This window comes from Candidatus Hydrogenedentota bacterium (genome assembly GCA_019637335.1).
Taxonomy (GTDB): domain Bacteria; phylum Hydrogenedentota; class Hydrogenedentia; order Hydrogenedentales; family JAEUWI01; genus JAEUWI01.
On the sequence record JAHBVV010000001.1, the window covers coordinates 670,312 to 686,710 of the forward strand.

At 63.9% G+C, this 16,399-nt stretch carries 10 protein-coding genes and 2 tRNA genes; 9 read left to right on the forward strand and 3 right to left on the reverse strand.

Translation table 11 applies throughout. The features are described 5' to 3' along the window. Positions 1 to 3 precede the first annotated feature (3 nt). From KF886_02440 to KF886_02460, 5 genes are all read left to right on the forward strand, one after another. Positions 4 to 996: an ABC transporter permease gene (locus tag KF886_02440; GenBank protein MBX3176196.1), complete on the forward strand. Its 993-nt coding sequence runs from the start codon at positions 4 to 6 to the stop codon at positions 994 to 996. Between the two features lie 61 nt (positions 997 to 1,057). Continuing rightward, complete coding sequence (locus KF886_02445; GenBank protein ID MBX3176197.1) at positions 1,058 to 2,047, forward strand: ABC transporter permease; 990 nt, start codon at positions 1,058 to 1,060, stop codon at positions 2,045 to 2,047. A 262-nt stretch (positions 2,048 to 2,309) separates the two neighbouring features. Continuing rightward, positions 2,310 to 3,347 (forward strand): ABC transporter ATP-binding protein, encoded by a 1,038-nt coding sequence (locus KF886_02450; GenBank protein ID MBX3176198.1) that lies wholly within the window; start codon positions 2,310 to 2,312, stop codon positions 3,345 to 3,347. After that, positions 3,344 to 4,321, forward strand: coding sequence for an ATP-binding cassette domain-containing protein (locus tag KF886_02455; GenBank protein MBX3176199.1), 978 nt, complete (start codon positions 3,344 to 3,346; stop codon positions 4,319 to 4,321). The genes KF886_02450 and KF886_02455 overlap by 4 nt, the downstream gene beginning before the upstream one ends. 59 nt (positions 4,322 to 4,380) lie before the next feature. Beyond that, a complete protein-coding gene (locus KF886_02460) occupies positions 4,381 to 5,382 on the forward strand; it encodes a Stp1/IreP family PP2C-type Ser/Thr phosphatase (protein MBX3176200.1) in 1,002 nt (333 codons plus the stop codon). A gap of 548 nt (positions 5,383 to 5,930) precedes the next feature. On the opposite strand, the gene secD is transcribed toward KF886_02460, so the two are convergent. From secD to tgt, 3 genes are all read right to left on the reverse strand, one after another. After that, entirely contained in the window at positions 5,931 to 8,639 is a 2,709-nt protein-coding gene (secD, locus tag KF886_02465) for a protein translocase subunit SecD (GenBank protein MBX3176201.1), read from the reverse strand. A gap of 75 nt (positions 8,640 to 8,714) precedes the next feature. Further along, positions 8,715 to 8,981 carry a preprotein translocase subunit YajC gene (yajC, locus tag KF886_02470; protein MBX3176202.1) on the reverse strand — a complete coding sequence of 89 codons (267 nt, stop codon included), beginning with the start codon at positions 8,979 to 8,981 and terminating at the stop codon, positions 8,715 to 8,717. A gap of 141 nt (positions 8,982 to 9,122) precedes the next feature. Further along, positions 9,123 to 10,238, reverse strand: coding sequence for a tRNA guanosine(34) transglycosylase Tgt (tgt, locus tag KF886_02475; protein MBX3176203.1), 1,116 nt, complete (start codon positions 10,236 to 10,238; stop codon positions 9,123 to 9,125). 253 nt (positions 10,239 to 10,491) lie between these two features. Between tgt and KF886_02480 the strand changes: the two genes are divergently transcribed. The 4 genes from KF886_02480 (at position 10,492) to KF886_02495 (ending at position 16,163) form a co-directional block, all read left to right on the forward strand. Continuing rightward, a tRNA-Ser gene (locus tag KF886_02480) sits at positions 10,492 to 10,581 on the forward strand. 64 nt (positions 10,582 to 10,645) lie between these two features. Next, positions 10,646 to 10,722, forward strand: a tRNA-Val gene (locus KF886_02485). A 701-nt stretch (positions 10,723 to 11,423) separates the two neighbouring features. Then, positions 11,424 to 13,718 carry a catalase/peroxidase HPI gene (gene katG, locus KF886_02490; protein ID MBX3176204.1) on the forward strand — a complete coding sequence of 765 codons (2,295 nt, stop codon included), beginning with the start codon at positions 11,424 to 11,426 and terminating at the stop codon, positions 13,716 to 13,718. 768 nt (positions 13,719 to 14,486) lie between these two features. After that, positions 14,487 to 16,163 carry a hypothetical protein gene (locus tag KF886_02495; protein MBX3176205.1) on the forward strand — a complete coding sequence of 559 codons (1,677 nt, stop codon included), beginning with the start codon at positions 14,487 to 14,489 and terminating at the stop codon, positions 16,161 to 16,163. Positions 16,164 to 16,399: the final 236 nt, after the last annotated feature.

A 16,399-nucleotide genomic window follows, 5' to 3' on the forward strand; every position in this document is an offset into this window, starting at 1 on the left:
ATTGTGCGCACCTATCTGATCCGCCGGTTGCTGCTGGTTATCCCGACGTTTCTCGGGATCAGCATCATCACGTTTCTAATCGTGCAGATGGCTCCAGGCAGCCCGATCTTTCTGAAGGTGCACAAGCCGGGGAGCGCGGGGGGCAGCGCTATCACGCAGGAGGCCATCGAGCAGACGAAGAAGCTGTACGGCCTGGACAAACCGCTGCCGGTGCGGTATGTGCTGTGGCTGGGCAAACTGGCGACGCTCGATTTTGGTAATTCCTACAAGGATCACCGGCCCGTGCTGGAAAAGATCGGCGAAACGCTCCCGATCACGATCCAGCTGAACCTGATTTCGATCCTGCTGATTTACCTGATCGCCATACCGATTGGCGTGTATTCGGCGACGCACCAGCACTCGCCGGGCGACACGCTGATCACGCTGATCCTTTTTGTTCTGTACAGCCTGCCGAGTTTCTGGGTGGCGATGCTGCTGATGTACTATTTTTGCGGGGGCGCGCACTGGAACTGGTTTCCGGCGGCGGGGATGAACTCGTACGACGCCCGGACCCTGGCGTGGTGGCCGTGGCTTCTGGATCGCGGGTGGCACCTGGTGCTGCCGGTGGTCTGCCTGAGCTACAACGGGCTGGCGAGCCTTTCTCGGTATGCGCGGGCGGGCCTTATCGAGACGGTCCGCCAGGACTACGTGCGGACGGCGCGGGCCTACGGGTTCAGCGAACGCACGGTGATTTACAAGTACGCGCTGCGGAATTCGCTGATCCCGATTATCACGATTCTGGGCGCGCTTATACCCACGCTGATCGGGGGGAGCGTGATTATCGAGAGTATCTTCTCGATTCCCGGCATGGGCAAGCTGGCTTTTGAGGCGATCCTCTCGCGCGACTACCCGCTGGTGATGGGGATCCTCTCGATCACGGCGCTGCTGACGCTGCTGGGCCTGATTCTTTCCGATATCCTGTATGCGCTGGTGGATCCGCGCATCAAATTCAGCTAGGAACGTTATTCGATGCGTCTTGCGCGCGAAAACCGGTGGAACGATCACGATGTCTGACGCCATGCACCAGAACCAGGGCTACTGGCGGCTTGTGTGGCGGCAGTTCCGCAGGCGGCGGCTTGCGGTGGGATCGGTGGCCATTCTGCTTTTGCTCGGGGCCATCGGGCTGCTTGCGCCGTTCCTGGCGGGGGAAAGGCCGATCTACCTGGTGAAGGACGGAAAGACGTACCTGTTTCCCAATGTGATCACGTACAAGGACCTGGTATCGGTGAATTTCGATCGGTGGGCGCCGTCGGCCGGCGAACGCGCGATCCGCCCGCCGATCCCCTATGCGCCGGAGCGGTCCAATTTGCGCAACCGCCTGCAGCCCCCGTCGGCGAGCAACTGGCTGGGGACGGATGATCGGGGTCGGGATGTGCTGAGCCGGATCATCTGGGGCACGCGGATATCGATGACCGTTGGCTTCGTGGCGATGGGCATTGCGGTGCTAATTGGGGTTATAGCGGGCAGCCTGGCGGGCTATTACGGGGGGCGGGTCGACGCGGTGGTGCTGCGGCTGATCGAGATTGTGCTGTGTTTCCCGACGCTGATCCTGATTTTGACGTTGATCGCCTTTCTCAATCCGAGCATTTACAACATTATGATTGCGATTGGGCTGACGCGCTGGCCCGATGTGGCGCGTCTGGTGCGGGGCGAGTTTCTGAAGCTGCGGTCGGCGGACTTCACGACGGCGGCGCGGGCGACGGGCCTGCGCGATTCTCGGGTGATGTTCCGGCACATGCTTCCGAACGCGCTGGCTCCGGTGCTGGTGACGGCGACCTTCGGTGTGGCGGGGGCAATCCTGATAGAGTCTTCTTTGAGCTTTCTGGGCTTTGGCGTTCCGCCGCCCACGGCGAGCTGGGGCGAGATATTGAAGCAATCGAAGGACTATGTCGACTTCGCGTACTGGCTGGTTTTTTTTCCCGGCTTGGCGATCTTCGTCACGGTAACGGCGTTTAACCTGGCGGGCGAGGGTCTCCGGGACGCGATGGATCCGCGGTTGAGGCAATGAGCAGAGAAAAACTTTCAGAACGCGGGAGGCGCGGTAGGATGCCAGACTCGGCCAGGCGTTGCGGAAGGCCCAAAGACGCCCGCATACGTGTACAAGGACAACAGGGACCTAAGGGACATAAGGGACATAAGGGACATAAGGGACAACAGGGACCGCAGAGACCTGCGAGGCAACGTCGACGAATTCGTGTTCCTGCCGTCCCTGGAACGGGTCTCGCCATCCCGAGTGAATCACCATTGAGCCGCCGGGAACCCATCTTCTCATGACCGAACCAGCCGCCCCCATACTTCAGGTGAAGAACCTCAGGACTTACTTCAAGACCGACCAGGGTCTGGCGAAGTCGGTGGATGATGTTTCGTTTGCGCTGCACCCGGGGCGGACGCTGGCGGTGGTGGGCGAGAGCGGTTGCGGGAAGAGCGTGACGGCGCTTTCGATCATGGGGCTGGTCCCGGAGCCGCCGGGGGTGCGCGCGGGCGGGGAGATCCTTTTCGGGGGGCGCGATCTGCTTCAATTGCCGCAGCGGGAATTGCGGGCGATCCGGGGCAACGATATCTCGATGATCTTCCAGGAGCCGATGACGTCGATGAATCCGGTGTTCCGTGTGGGCGCGCAGATCAGCGCGTCGATCCAGCTTCACCTGGGGCTCGACAAGAAGGCCGCGCGCGAGGAGGCCATCCGCCTGCTGGGCCTGGTGGGGATCCCGGTTCCGGAGCGGCGTGTGGACAATTACCCGCACGAGATGTCCGGGGGCATGCTCCAGCGGGCGATGATCGCGATGGCGCTTGCGGCGGATCCGGCGGTGCTGATTGCGGATGAGCCCACGACGGCGCTGGATGTGACGATACAGGCCCAGATCCTGGATTTGCTGCGGAAACTGCAGGATGAACGGGGGATGTCGATCTTGCTGATCACGCACGACCTGGGGGTGGTGGCGGAGAACGCGCACGACGTGGTGGTGATGTACGCGGGCAAGGTGGTGGAGCGGGCGCCGGTGCGGGAGCTCTTTGCGCGGCCTCGCCACCCGTATACGCTGGGGCTTTTTGCCTCGTTGCCGCGGCACGACACGCGTTTGGAACGCCTGCACGTGATCCGGGGGAATGTGCCCGCGGCGACGGCGTTTCCCCCCGGTTGCCGCTTCCACAGCCGCTGCCCGTACGCGGTCGACCGCTGCCGGGAATCGGTTCCACCGCTGGAATCGGTCGGCGAGGGGGGGCACGAGGCCGCCTGCTGGGAGCTGGATCGCGTAGCGCCGCAGGAGACGGTGCTTGCGGCGAACAAACCGTCGGATGATACGCCATGAGCCAGGACCTGCTCGTTGTAGAAAATCTTGTGAAGCACTTTCCGATACGGGAAGGTATCTTCGCGCGGACGGTTGGGGCGGTGCGCGCGGTGGATGGCGTGAGCTTTTCGATCCCCCGCGGGACGACGTTGAGCCTGGTGGGCGAGAGCGGGAGCGGAAAGACGACGGCGGGCCGATCCACGCTGCGGCTTATCGAGCCGACCGCGGGCCGGATTGTGTTTGACGGAATTGACCTGACGTCGTTGGGTCCGGCGGAATTGCGCGGGTTGCGCAAGCGCATCCAGATCATCTTTCAGGACCCGTACGGATCGTTGAACCCCCGGATGACCATTTACTCGGTATTGGCGGAGGCGATGAAGGCGCACGGGATCGGTGACGCCGGCCAGCGGCGGTCGCGCTGCTTTGAACTGCTGGAGTTGGTGGGGCTGCCGCCGGAGGCGGCGGACCGGTATCCGCATGAGTTCAGCGGGGGCCAGCGGCAGCGCATTGGCATTGCGCGCGCGCTGGCGGTGGAGCCGGATTTGATCGTGGCGGACGAGCCGGTATCGGCGCTGGACGTCTCGGTGCAGGCGCAGATTCTCAACCTGCTCCGCGACCTGCAGCGTAAGCTCGGGCTGACGTATTTGTTCATCGGCCACGACCTGAGCGTGATCCGCCATATCTCCGACGCGGTGGCGGTGATGTACCTGGGGCGTATCGTGGAGATCGCGCCGGTGGACGTGCTTTTTGCCAACCCGGTGCACCCGTATACGCGGGCGCTTCTGTCCGCGGCTCCGGTGGCGGCGCCGGGCCGAAAATCGAACCGTATCATCTTGCCCGGCGACGTGCCGAGCCCGATCAATCCGCCTTCCGGATGCCACTTTCACCCGCGTTGCCCGGACGCGACGCCGGCCTGTTCGCGGACGCCGCAGGCGCTCACCGAGGCGGGCGAGGGCCACCGTGTGGCGTGCTCGGTGCACGCGCCGCGCGCGTGAACCTGGTTGCCGGGAAGTATGCCGATCTGGTAGGCTTATAGGCGAGGCTGGAGGAATACATGCGTCTAGACATAGCGGCACTAAGCGATATAGGGCGCCGGAAAAAGAACAACGAAGATTCCTATATCGTTATTCGAGAGGGCGCCAAGGACCTCCGCCTCTTCAAGGAAGGGGCGCTTGTCTGTGTGGCGGACGGATTGGGCGGCCACACGGGCGGCGAGATCGCCAGTAAGCTGGCGGTGAAGATCGTTGGGGAAATCGCCAAGGAGAAGCCTGCGCGGATGCCCCAGAACGGGGAATCCGTTGACGAGCGAAACGAGGGCCCGCTCCCGAAGGTTCGCACGGCGATCGAAAAGGCGAACGAGAGCATTTTCCAGACGAACAAGGATCTGGTTCGCACGCGCCGCCCCATGGGCACGACGGTTCTGACCGCGATCATCTACCCCAAGAAGACTTATATCGGCAACGTCGGCGACTCCCGATGCTACCATATCCGGGACGGCGAGATTCTGGCGCAGACCGAAGACCACTCCTGGGTTGACGAGCAGGTCAAGATGGGGCTCATGTCGAAGACAGAGGCCGAATCCGATCGCCGGAAGAATATCGTGACCCGTTGCGTGGGGACGCACGAGGAAGTGACGGTCGACACGTACCGCTGGCATATCGTGCCCGGGGACATGCTCCTGTTGTGCACGGATGGCCTGGTGAACATGATTCCGGACGAAGAGATTGTCCGGGAGTTCCAGCGGAACGCTTCGGCGGCGGAGATCGCGCAGCGGCTGGTGACGAAGGCGAACGAGGCGGGCGGCAAGGACAATATCACGGTCGTTGTGGTCAGTATCAGCCCGGCGCCGGTTCGGCTTATGTACATGCGGCTTGCGGGCTTTCTGCGCCGCCACGCCATTGGCATTGCCTGGGCGCTTTTTCTGGTGGTGTATGGGGCGCTGGCGTTCCTGGCGGGTTACCTGCTGCGGCCGTCGCTGGAGGGGCCGGCGGACGGGCCGGAGTATGAGTTGGCCGCGCCGGAAGATGAACTTCTGGCTCCGGCGGAGAATCTGTAGGCTGTTTGGTTTTTTTGGGGGGCTTCCGGGGATGTGGGGCGGGCTCTCGGGGGCGACTCGGGCCGGGACGTACCCCCGCGTTGTGGTGGCTGGCCATTGGGCCGGGTGATCCGGTTTGACGCGGGGTTTGCTTCGTTGTACGAGGCTTCTTTGCGGCGGTACGTCCCTTGGTTTGGGGCGACTCGGGCCGGGACATACCCCCGCGTTGTGGCGATTGGCCATTGGATCGGGGGATCCGGTTGGACGCGGGGTTTGCTTTGTTGTACGAGGCTTCTTTGCGGCGGTACGTCCCTTGGTTTGGGGCGACTCGGGCCGGGACGTACCCCCGCGTTGTGGTGGCTGGCCATTGGGCCGGGGATCGGTTGGACGCGGGGTTTGCTTTGTTGTGTGTCGCTTCTTTGCGGCGGTACGTCCCTTGGGGGCGGTGTCGGGGGCTCTCGCTGCGTCGGGCAGGATGCCCAACCTCCTGTGAATGAGAACGGCCCGGGCTGGCGTTTTGCCGGTCCGGGCCGATGTTTTTTATTCTGGTGGTGTGGAGCTTGATGGGGTTATGCGGAGGCTTGCTTTTCGCTTTCGGCGCCGTCTTCTTTCTTCGCGCGCTTCTTTTTCTTTGAGGAGATGTAGCGGCGTCCGCTGTCTTCGGTGCGGGCGGCTTCGCCTGCGGGGCCGCGCCCGAAGTAGTTGTCCCACACGAGGACAACGGGGCTGGCGACGAAGATGGAGGAGTAGGTGCCGACGAGGATACCGATGATGAGGGCGAGGGCGAAGTCCTGGATGTCGGCGCCGCCGAATATGAAGAGCATAGAGCACACGAAGAGCGTGGTGACCGAGGTGAGCAAGGTGCGGCTGAGGGTGGCGTTGATGGCGATATCGATGATATCGGCGAGTTTTTTCCCTCGGCCCTTGAGTGCGGCGAAGTCCTCGCGGATGCGGTCGAACACGACGATGGTGTCGTTGAGGGAGTAGCCGATAACGGTAAGGATGGCGGCAATCACGGCCAGGTTTATCTGTCGTCCGAGGAGTGCGAATATGCCGAGGGTGATAAAGACGTCGTGCACGATCGCGACCATGGCCCCGGAGGCATAGTTCATGTGGAAGCGGTAGCCGATGTAGATCGAGATGAAGAGTAACGACCAGACGATGGCCCAGATGGCGTCGCTGCGAAGCTGGGCGCCAACGGCGGGCCCGACGGTCTTCACGGCGTCGAATTCGATTTTGGAAGCGTCATTGCCCACGAGGGGGGCGAGCGAGCCCCGCAGGCGGTCGGATACCGTGGGCGATCCGCCTTCCTCACCGGCGCCGGCCGCGTCGACATCGCCGACGCGGATCTGGAACAGGTTCGTTTGGCTTCCGTCCTGGGCCAGGACTTCCTGCACGGTCGGCCCCGCGAAACCGGCGTCATTCAGGGCGGTGCGGATCCCGGCGATATCGACGTGGGCATCCTGGTGGAAGTTGACGCGGACATTGGTGCCCTGGGTGAAGTCGACGCCGAGCATGGTTCCGTTATTAAGTTTTGCCCCGAAGAGGCTGACACCGGCGATTACGGCGACGGCGCTCAGCGTGCCGCAGAGGCGCCGCCACTTCATGAATCCGAGGTGGGTGTCCTCGGGGATGGCGTTGAGCATTTTGACGCTCTTGACGAGCTTGCGCTCCAAGACGAAGTCGAAGAGGGCGCGGCTGACGACGAGGGCGGTGAACACGCTGGCGCAGACGCCGATGCTGAGGGTAATGGCGAAGCCTTCGATGGGGCCGGTTCCGAACTGGAAGAGCACGAGGGCGGCGATGAAGGTGGTGATGTTTGCGTCGAGGATGGCGCTTGCGGCCTTTGCGAAGCCGGTTTCGACGGCGGACTTGACGGTGTGGCCAAGCCGGATTTCCTCGCGGATGCGCTCAAAGATGAGTACGTTCGCGTCGACCGCCATGCCGATGGTGAGGATGAGGCCGGCGATACCGGGGAGGGTGAGGGTCATGTCGAAGTAGGCCATGGCGGCGAGCACGTAGACCGCGTTGAGCAGCAGTGCGACGAGGGCGATTCCGCCGGGGACCATGTAGTAGACGAGCACGAAGACGGCGACGAGGGCGAGGCCCCAGAGGGCCGATGTGACGCCGGCGCGCACGGAGTCGGCGCCGAGGGTGGCGCTGACGATGTCGGTCGAGTCTTCTTTGGGCTTGACCACCATGGAGCCGGAATTGAGGGCGATGGCGAGATCGCGGGCTTCGGCGGCGCTGAAGTTGCCGGTAATCTGGCCGTTGAAATCGATCCGCTGGCGGATGTTCGGCGCGGACACCACCTGATCGTCCAGCACGATGGCCATGGCGCGGTTGACGTTGCGCTCGGTGGCGTCGCCGAACTTGGCGGCGCCTTCGCCCTGGAAGGCGAAGTTGATGGCCCACTGGGCGGGGTTCTGGGGGTCGGGGGAGGTGGTGGCGGAGGTCAGGCCCTCACCGGTGTGAATGGGCTGGCGGTCGAGCACGTAGACGCTGTAGCGCTGGCGCTCTCCGGGCTTGGGCTTGCGGCTGAAGGCGAGGAGCTTGTCCTCGGGGACGACATTGGGGTTCGCGTTGGCCTCGTCGACCATCTGGCGGACCTGATCGTAGTGTTCGGCCTTTATCCAGACGGGCTCGCCGGGGGCGGGGCGCTCGAAGAAGGCGGCGAACTTATCGGGGTAGGCGGCCTTGAGCCGGGTGAGCACGCGCACGGTCTCGTCCTGGCCGGATACGATGTTGAAGTTCAGGTCGGCGACTCGGGTCATGAGCGCGATGGCGCGGTCGACGTCCTTTTCACCGGGGAGCTGCACCTGGATCTGGTTATCGCCGAGCTTCTGGATGATGGGCTCTTTGGCCTCGAATTCATTGATGCGGTTGACGAGCTGCTGGTAGACCGCTTCCTGGACGAGCGCGGCGATTTCCTCGTCGGAGTCGGTCTCGGGGTCCTCGCGGTAGGCGGCGATGGTCTCGGCGGGGAGTTCGGTCCAGTCCAGGCTGAGTACCATCTGGATGCCGCCCTGGAGGTCGAGGCCGAGGGTGATGACCTGGTCGGGGTCGCACTGTGCCCATCGCTTAACCTTGAACAGCAGGGTATTGAAATAGCCGTGCTCTTCGAGTGCGCGGGCCTCGTCCTCGGCCTTGAAGGCGGCGGCCTTCTCCGCGCGCGCCTCGGGCGAGAGGACCATCCAGCCGACGGTGGGGTAGATGATCAGCAGGGCGATGATGATCGAAGCCCAGATGAGCAGGCTGCGATAACGAAGGTTGTTCATGGGATAACTCCACTGCGGCGAATGATTAAACGGGAGGACCGGGAGCGCGTACGGTGCGTGGCCGGCGGGCGCCCGTTATTTCCCGTCTTGCTTGTCCTTGATCACATGCGAAATGGAACTGCGGATGAATTTGATCTTTACCTCATCGTCGACCCGCAGAACGACATCAGCATCCGAGATTCCGACGACTTTCCCGCAGATACCGCCAACGGTGACGACTTCATCGCCTTTGGCGAGGGCGTCGAGCATATCGCGGCGTTCGCGGTCGCGCTTTTGCTGGGGCCGGATCGTGAGGAAATACATGATGAGGATGACGGCCATGAGGAATGGCAACATTCCCATGAATCCGCCGCCGGCGGGTCCGGCCGGCGCGCCCTCGCCCCCGGATGGCGCGCTTGCGGGGACCGCTTCGGAGACTTGCGCGATGAGGAAAAGGATCGAATCCAGACTACTTTGAAAGCTCATGGTAAAGCACAGCTACCTTCAGGTGGAATAGGCTAGAAGAAAAGAGCGCTTGAAGTCCAGAAACCTGCCGTTCCGGATGGCTTCACGCGCGGAATCGGCCAATTGTAACATAAAGAAAAGGTTGTGTAAAGTATTCAGCCGCAACGACAAAATCTCTCCCGCGCGGTACAAATGGTGGAGGTAGGCGCGGGTGTAGACGCGGCAAACGGGACACGCACAGGCGGGGTCGAGGGGGCCGAAATCGCGGGCGTAGCGGGCGTTCTTGATGTTGACCTTGCCGGCGCTGGTGAAGAGGCTGCCGTTGCGCGCGTTGCGGGTGGGCATGACGCAATCGAACATGTCGACGCCGCGCTCGATGGCGTTGAGGACGTCCTCGGGCGGCCCGACGCCCATGAGGTAGCGCGGCTTGTCTTCGGGGAGGCAGGGGGCGGCCCAGTCGACGGCCTGGACCATCTCTTCCTTGCTCTCCCCCACGCTGACGCCGCCGATGGCGTAGCCGGGGAAATCGAGATCGACGAGCCCCTGGGCGCTTTCGCGGCGGAGGTCTTCGTAGACGCTGCCCTGGACGATCCCGAAGAGGGCCTGGCGCGAATTGGCTTCGCGGGCTTCCCACCGGGCGCGGCAGCGGATGGCCCAGCCGTGCGTCATCCGCATGGAGGCTTCGGCCTTTTCGCGGGTGACGGGGAAGGCGGTGCAGTCGTCGAAGCACATCATGATATCGGCGCCGATGCTGATCTGGACGTCGACGGCCTTTTCGGGCGTGAAGAGGTGGCGCGAACCGTCGAGATGGCTCTGGAAGGTGACGCCATCGGGCGTGATCTTGTTGAGGGCGCCGAGGCTGAACACCTGGAAGCCGCCGGAATCGGTCAGGACCGGCCGATCCCAGTTCATGAACCCGTGAATACCGCCCGCCTGTTCGAGGGTATCGGTTCCCGGGCGCAGGTAGAGGTGGTAGGCGTTGCCGAGGATGATGCGGGCGCCGATGAGGCGCAAGTCTTCCTGCGACAGGGCCTTAACGGTGGCCTGGGTGCCGACGGGCATGAATACGGGGGTCTGGACTTCACCGTGCGGGAGTACGAGGCGTCCTGCGCGCGCGGCGCACTGGGGATCGCGGGCCTCGAGGGTAAAGGTCATGGCGCACGGCATGGTGGGTTCCTGCGGGGGTGGGTTGAAGTGGGGTCTTTTTATACAGGATGGGTTAAGGGAGGCGCAACGCGGGGGCGCGGGGTTGGATTGCGTGGAGCGATCGGGTGGGGTGGCATTGGGAACTTGGGCTTGCGCTGTGTCGGGCAGGCCGGGGACGCGCGGTGGCGGGATGCCCAATCGGCCCGCGACTGACGGGTGGCAAAGGGCGGCGCGCATTTGCTACACTTCCGGCTTCCAGCGCGGAGAGGTGGCCGAGTGGTTGAAGGCGGCGGCCTCGAAAGCCGTTTTACGGGCAACCGTAACGAGGGTTCGAATCCCTCCCTCTCCGCCATGATTCTTGAATCCCATTTTGCATTGCGCGGCGCGTGCGGCGTGTGCTACGATTCACGACCCATGGGCGATTAGCTCAGCTGGTTAGAGCGCTGTCTTCACACGGCAGAGGTCACTGGTTCGAGTCCAGTATCGCCCACCATTTAAATTGTATTGTCGGCCAATGGCGCGTTTTTCGCACTGTTGGCTTTTTCTTTTTCCCGGGGGCTTGTGGGGTCGGGGTATGGGGGTGTTGAAACCGAAGGGAGCGTTGGGGTGGTCTTGTACGGTTGGAGTGTGTCCTGGAAGGCGATTGTGGGGCTTGGGCGGGTTCGGATGTGTGGGGGCGGGCTGTTGATGGGGAGCGGCCGGCGGGCGGCTTCTCGCGGGGATTCAGATTGGATAGAATCAATTTCTTGACATTGTCCAATAAATGAGTTATATCTGTAGGGGTGTTCGGGCGGGTGCGTGGCCGTTGCGTGTTGTGCGGGCGGTTTTTGGCGGGACGCGTTGGGGGGGATCCCGGCGCCTTCGGCGGGGGCGGTGGATGCGCCGCGCCGCGATCGGGAGGCCGGGGAATTAGGGGATTTGCATCCGGGAGGCTGCGCCCGGGGCGGAAGCTGGCGCCGGACCCTCGTTTCCGGCAAGAATGTGTGTTGGACAAGATTGGCCTTTGCCGCGGGGACGCGTGGCCCGCGTGTTTCGTGGCGGGGTTGGAGGCGGGCGAATGCGCGCTTTCGACCGGGCCTTGTTGGCGGGCCGTTAAACGCAGAACACTAGAAAAGGAGTACGAACATGTCAGCTATGGCGACTACACACGCGAGCGGCGGGGCTGGCCGGCCGGCGAGCCAGCGGAGTGCGCGGATGCGCGCGGGATGGCTTGCGGCGCTGGCGGCGGGCTGTCTGGCGTTCCCGTTCGGGAGCGCTGTGGCGGCGGAGGGCGCGGCGGCGGAAGGGGAGGCGGCGAAGTGTCCGGTGACGGGCCAGATGGCGACGCCGGCGCGGCACACGGCGGCGGGCAGCCTCTCGAACGCGGACTGGTGGCCGAACCAGTTGAATCTGGATATTCTTCACCAGAATTCGGCGAAGAGCAATCCGCTGGGCGAGGACTTCGATTACGCGGAGGAGTTCAAGAAATTGGACCTGGATGCGTTGAAGAAGGATCTGACGGCGCTGATGACGGATTCGCAGGACTGGTGGCCGGCGGACTTTGGGCATTACGGGCCGCTGTTTATCCGGATGGCGTGGCACAGCGCGGGCACCTATCGCGTGGCGGACGGGCGGGGTGGCGCTTCGGACGGTACCCAGCGTTTTGCGCCGCTGAACAGCTGGCCGGACAATGCGAACCTGGACAAGGCGCGGCGCCTGCTGTGGCCGATCAAGCAGAAGTACGGGAACAAGATTTCCTGGGCGGACTTGATGGTGCTTACGGGCAATGTGGCGCTGGAGTCGATGGGGTTCCAGACCGCCGGGTTTGCGGGCGGCCGCGAGGATGTGTGGGAGGCGCAGAAGGACGTGTATTGGGGCCCGGAAAGCGAGTGGCTTGGCGACAAGCGGTATTCCGGTGAACGTGACCTTGAGAATCCGCTTGCGGCGGTGCAGATGGGTCTGATCTACGTGAATCCGGAGGGGCCGAATGGCGAGCCTGATCCGCTGAAGGCGGCGATCGACATCCGCGAGACTTTTGCGCGCATGGCCATGAATGACGAGGAGACGGTGGCGCTGATCGCGGGAGGGCATACGTTCGGGAAGGCGCACGGCGCGGGGCCGGCGAGCCATGTGGGCCCGGAGCCGGAGGCGGCGGGGATTGAGGAGCAGGGCCTGGGCTGGAAGAATACGTTTGGCAAGGGCAATGCGGAGGACACGATCACGAGCGGCCTGGAAGGGGCGTGGACGAGCGCTCCGGCGCGGTGGTCGCACATGTTCCTTTCGAATCTTTACGCGTACGAGTGGGAGCTGGTGAAGAGCCCGGCGGGCGCGTGGCAGTGGACGCCGAAGAACGGCGCGGGCGACGGCACGGTGCCGGACGCGCACGATCCTTCGAAGTCGCATGCGCCGATCATGTTTACGACGGATCTGGCGCTGCGGATGGACCCGATTTACGGCCCGATCTCGAAGCGCTTCCACGAGAACCCGAATGAGTTCAAGGAGGCGTTCGCGAAGGCCTGGTTCAAGCTCACGCACCGCGACATGGGCCCGGTTTCGCGCTATCTTGGGCCGGAGGTTCCGAAGGAAACGGAGCTTTGGCAGGATCCGGTTCCGGCGGTGGACCACAAGCTGATCGATGCGAAGGACATCGCCTCGCTGAAGAAGAAGATTCTGGATTCGGGCCTTACGACGCAGCAGCTTGTTTCGACGGCGTGGGCTTCGGCGTCGACCTTCCGCGGTTCGGACATGCGCGGCGGCGCGAACGGCGCCCGCGTTCGGCTGGCTCCGCAGAAGGACTGGGAAGTGAACCAGCCGGCGGAACTGGCGAAGGTGCTGGGCGTGCTGGAGAATATCCAGGCGGACTTCAACGCGGCGCAGTCGGGCGGCAAGAAAGTCTCTCTTGCCGACCTGATCGTGCTGGGCGGTTGCGCGGCCGTGGAAGACGCGGCGAAGAAGGCGGGCCACGACATCCAGGTTCCGTTTACGCCCGGGCGCACGGACGCTTCTCAGGAAACGACCGATGTAGCGTCCTTTGCCGTGCTTGAACCGGCGGCGGATGGCTTCCGTAACTATGTGGGTAAGTCGTATGATCGTCCGGCTCCGGAATTGCTGGTGGACAAGGCGCAGTTGCTTGACCTGACGGCGCCGGAGATGACGGCGCTGGTGGGCGGTATGCGTGTGCTGGACGCGAACTTCCAGAATGCGAAGCACGGCGTGTTCACGGACAAGCCGGGGACGCTGTCGAACGATTTCTTCGTAAACCTGCTTGACCTGAACACGGAATGGCGGAAGGCCGAAGGGGCCGCGGGCGTCTACGAAGGCGTGGACCGCGCGTCCGGAAGCGTGAAGTGGACGGGCACGGATGTGGACCTGGTCTTTGGTTCGAATTCGCAGCTTCGGGCTATCGCGGAAGTGTATGGCAGCGTGGAAGGCCGGCAGAAGTTCGTGGCGGACTTCGTGGCGGCGTGGACGAAGATCATGCACCTGGATCGCTTCGATCTGACGGCCTGATTTCCGTCGATTGTGAATTGAATTGAGACGGGGCCGGGGTATCGGTCCGGTTGCGAATTGCCCGGCGGCGTATGTTTTGCGCCGCCGGGCGTTTTTTTGTGCGGGTGTGGAGCGTGTGGAGCCGCTCGTGTGGGGTGGCTGGGTTGGATGTGGTGGTGGTGTTGCTCCAGGCACACGAAGGCGCCTGGGGCGCCATCGCGTGGCACGGGCGTGGTGGGGTTTGGGTAGTCTGGGTTGGGGGGCGGTGTTGTGGGGGTGTAAGCGTTCGTTGCCGCAGGCAGGAATGCCCGCGATCCTGGGTTGGGGTGTCTTGGAGGATTGGGCGGGTTGGGCATTTCTCGGGATTGCATGTGTCCCTCGCGGGGATGCCCGCGATTTTGGGTTTGGGTCGGGGCGCACTTGGATTTCTCCTTTTTTGCTGAAATTGGCGCTCCCCATTGGGCGGTTTTCGGGGTATACTGTCTGGTGGCGCAGTTCACGGGAGTATCCTTCGCCGGGCGGGCGGGGTCGTTTTCTTCAGCAGTGATTGGAGTCAAGGCGTGTGCGGATGCGCATGTCGTTGGGTTTCGGTTGTACCAGCGCAGTGACGGCTCCTCGCTCAGGACTTTGCGGACCGCCCCTCTCCCTCTTTGGTCGGAGGGGTCTGAAAGGGCTGATGAAGCGGAGTTCGGGGTGGCGTTGGCGCGATTTGGCGCCGGGTTTTGTTGAGGCCGGGCCGCGGCGGAGCGGTTTCGGGAGAGGTAACCTTTTACGCAGGAGGATGGGATTATGTGTATTCGATATCGCAGTATCTGTTGGGTGGCGCTGGCCGCATTGCTGGTGGTTGGCGCGCCGCGGGCGGAGGCGCCGCCCGCGCCGGGAGCGACGGGAACGCGGCTGGAGAAGGGACTGGACACGTATTCGTTTGAGATCACGACGCGGTCGCGGAAGGCGCAGCGCTGGTTTAACCAGGGCCTGGTGCTGCTGTATGGATTCAACCATGGCGAGGCGATCCGCGCGTTCAGGGAGGCGGCGGCGCTGGATCCGGAGGCGGCGATGCCTTGGTGGGGCATTGCGTACGCGAACGGCATGCATATCAATATGCCGGAGATGACGGAGGCGCAATGGCAAGCCTCGCACGAGGCGGCGCAGCGGGCCCTGTCGATTCTGGACCGGGAGTCGCCGCTGGAGGCGATGCTGGTGATGGCGGTGTCGGCGCGGACGGCGTGGCCGGTTCCGGAGGCGCAACGGCCGTATGACGAGGCGTTCGCGGCGGCGATGGAGCGCGTTTATACGGCCTTCGGGGAGCAGCCGGACGTGGCGGCGCTGTACACGGAGTCGCTGATGAACCTGCAGCCGTGGGATTACTGGACGGAGGAGAAGCAGCCGAAGCACCGGGCGGCGGAGATTGTTTCGGTGCTGGAGAAGGGGCTCGCGTCGCACCCGGACCACCCGCAACTGTGTCACCTGTATATTCACGCGACGGAGGCGGGCCCGGATCCGTCGAAGGCGGTGGCGTCGGCGGAGCGGCTGTTGCACCGCGTACCGGGCGCGGGCCACCTGGTGCACATGCCGTCGCACACGTTTGCGCGTGTGGGACGGTACAGCGACGCGGCCCTGGCGAACGAGCTTGCGGTGGCGGCGGACGACCGGTTCTTCGAAATCGGAACGGAGCCGGGAACGTACTACCTGTATCACGCGCACAACCTGCATTTTGAGGCGTACGCGAATATGATGCAGGGCCGCTACGAGCCGGCGCTGGCGGCGGCGCGGCGGCTGGAGGTCGCGGTTCCGGACCCGGTGCTCGACGCCATGGCGTTTGTTGTGGAGGGGGTGATACCGACGACACGGCATGTGATGATCCGTTTCGGGAAATGGGAGGCAGTCCTGACGGAGCCCGCGCCGCCGTCGAAGCGTCCGGTGATGACGGCGCTGCACCACTACTCCCGAGGGATTGCGCTCTCGGCGCTTGGGCGGACGGACGAGGCGCGCGAGGAGATTGCGCGGTTTGAGGCGAGCGTGCCGGCGGTGCCGGAGGACTGGTGGGTTTTTTCGAACAAGTTGAGCGATGTGCTGCCGATCGCGCGCCATATGCTGGACGGTGAGCTGGCCTATCGCGAGGGGCGGCTTGAGGATGCGTGGGCGGCGCTGGAAGCGGGCATCGCGGCGGAGGACCGGCTTGCCTATGACGAGCCGCCGGGCTGGATGATTCCGGTGCGCCACGCGATGGGCGCGCTGCTGCTGGAGGCGGGGCATCCGGAACGGGCGGAGAGGCTCTACCGGGAAGATCAGGCCGCGCATCCGGGCAATGGCTGGTCCCTGCTTGGGCTGGCGCAGTCGCTGGAGGCGCAGGGAAAGAATTCGGAAGCGGCGCGGTATGCGATGCAACTGGACAAGGCCTGGGACGATGTGGCGGATCGCCCGACGAGTTCGTGCCTGTGCGCGCCGCGGGTGGCGATGCGTTAATTCGACCTGGCCCTGGGGGCTGGAGCGGCACGGCGATTTGCCGTGCCGCTCCGGCGCGGGCCGCGTAATTCTTGATTGACAGGCGGGCGCTGATGGATAATGGGCGACGCGGGGGGACTGTCTCCGGACTTGTTTTCCCTGGGCCAGAGCGGCGACTCGCGGCGTTCCTCACGCCCGCCGTCGCGCACGCTCCTCGCCAACCATTGTCCAGCCGATTCCACCAGGCGCCAGCAGTC

What these genes read in the sequence shown, in the direction of transcription:
- KF886_02455 (MBX3176199.1), top strand. Translation starts at nt 3,344, where the DNA reads ATGAGCCAGGACCTGCTCGTTGTAGAAAATCTTGTGAAGCACTTTCCG.
- yajC (MBX3176202.1), bottom strand. Translation starts at nt 8,981, where the DNA reads ATGGGAATGTTGCCATTCCTCATGGCCGTCATCCTCATCATGTATTTC.
- KF886_02495 (MBX3176205.1), top strand. Translation starts at nt 14,487, where the DNA reads ATGTGTATTCGATATCGCAGTATCTGTTGGGTGGCGCTGGCCGCATTG.
- tgt (MBX3176203.1), bottom strand. Translation starts at nt 10,238, where the DNA reads ATGACCTTTACCCTCGAGGCCCGCGATCCCCAGTGCGCCGCGCGCGCA.
- KF886_02460 (MBX3176200.1), top strand. Translation starts at nt 4,381, where the DNA reads ATGCGTCTAGACATAGCGGCACTAAGCGATATAGGGCGCCGGAAAAAG.
- katG (MBX3176204.1), top strand. Translation starts at nt 11,424, where the DNA reads ATGCGCGCGGGATGGCTTGCGGCGCTGGCGGCGGGCTGTCTGGCGTTC.
- secD (MBX3176201.1), bottom strand. Translation starts at nt 8,639, where the DNA reads ATGAACAACCTTCGTTATCGCAGCCTGCTCATCTGGGCTTCGATCATC.
- KF886_02445 (MBX3176197.1), top strand. Translation starts at nt 1,058, where the DNA reads ATGCACCAGAACCAGGGCTACTGGCGGCTTGTGTGGCGGCAGTTCCGC.
- KF886_02450 (MBX3176198.1), top strand. Translation starts at nt 2,310, where the DNA reads ATGACCGAACCAGCCGCCCCCATACTTCAGGTGAAGAACCTCAGGACT.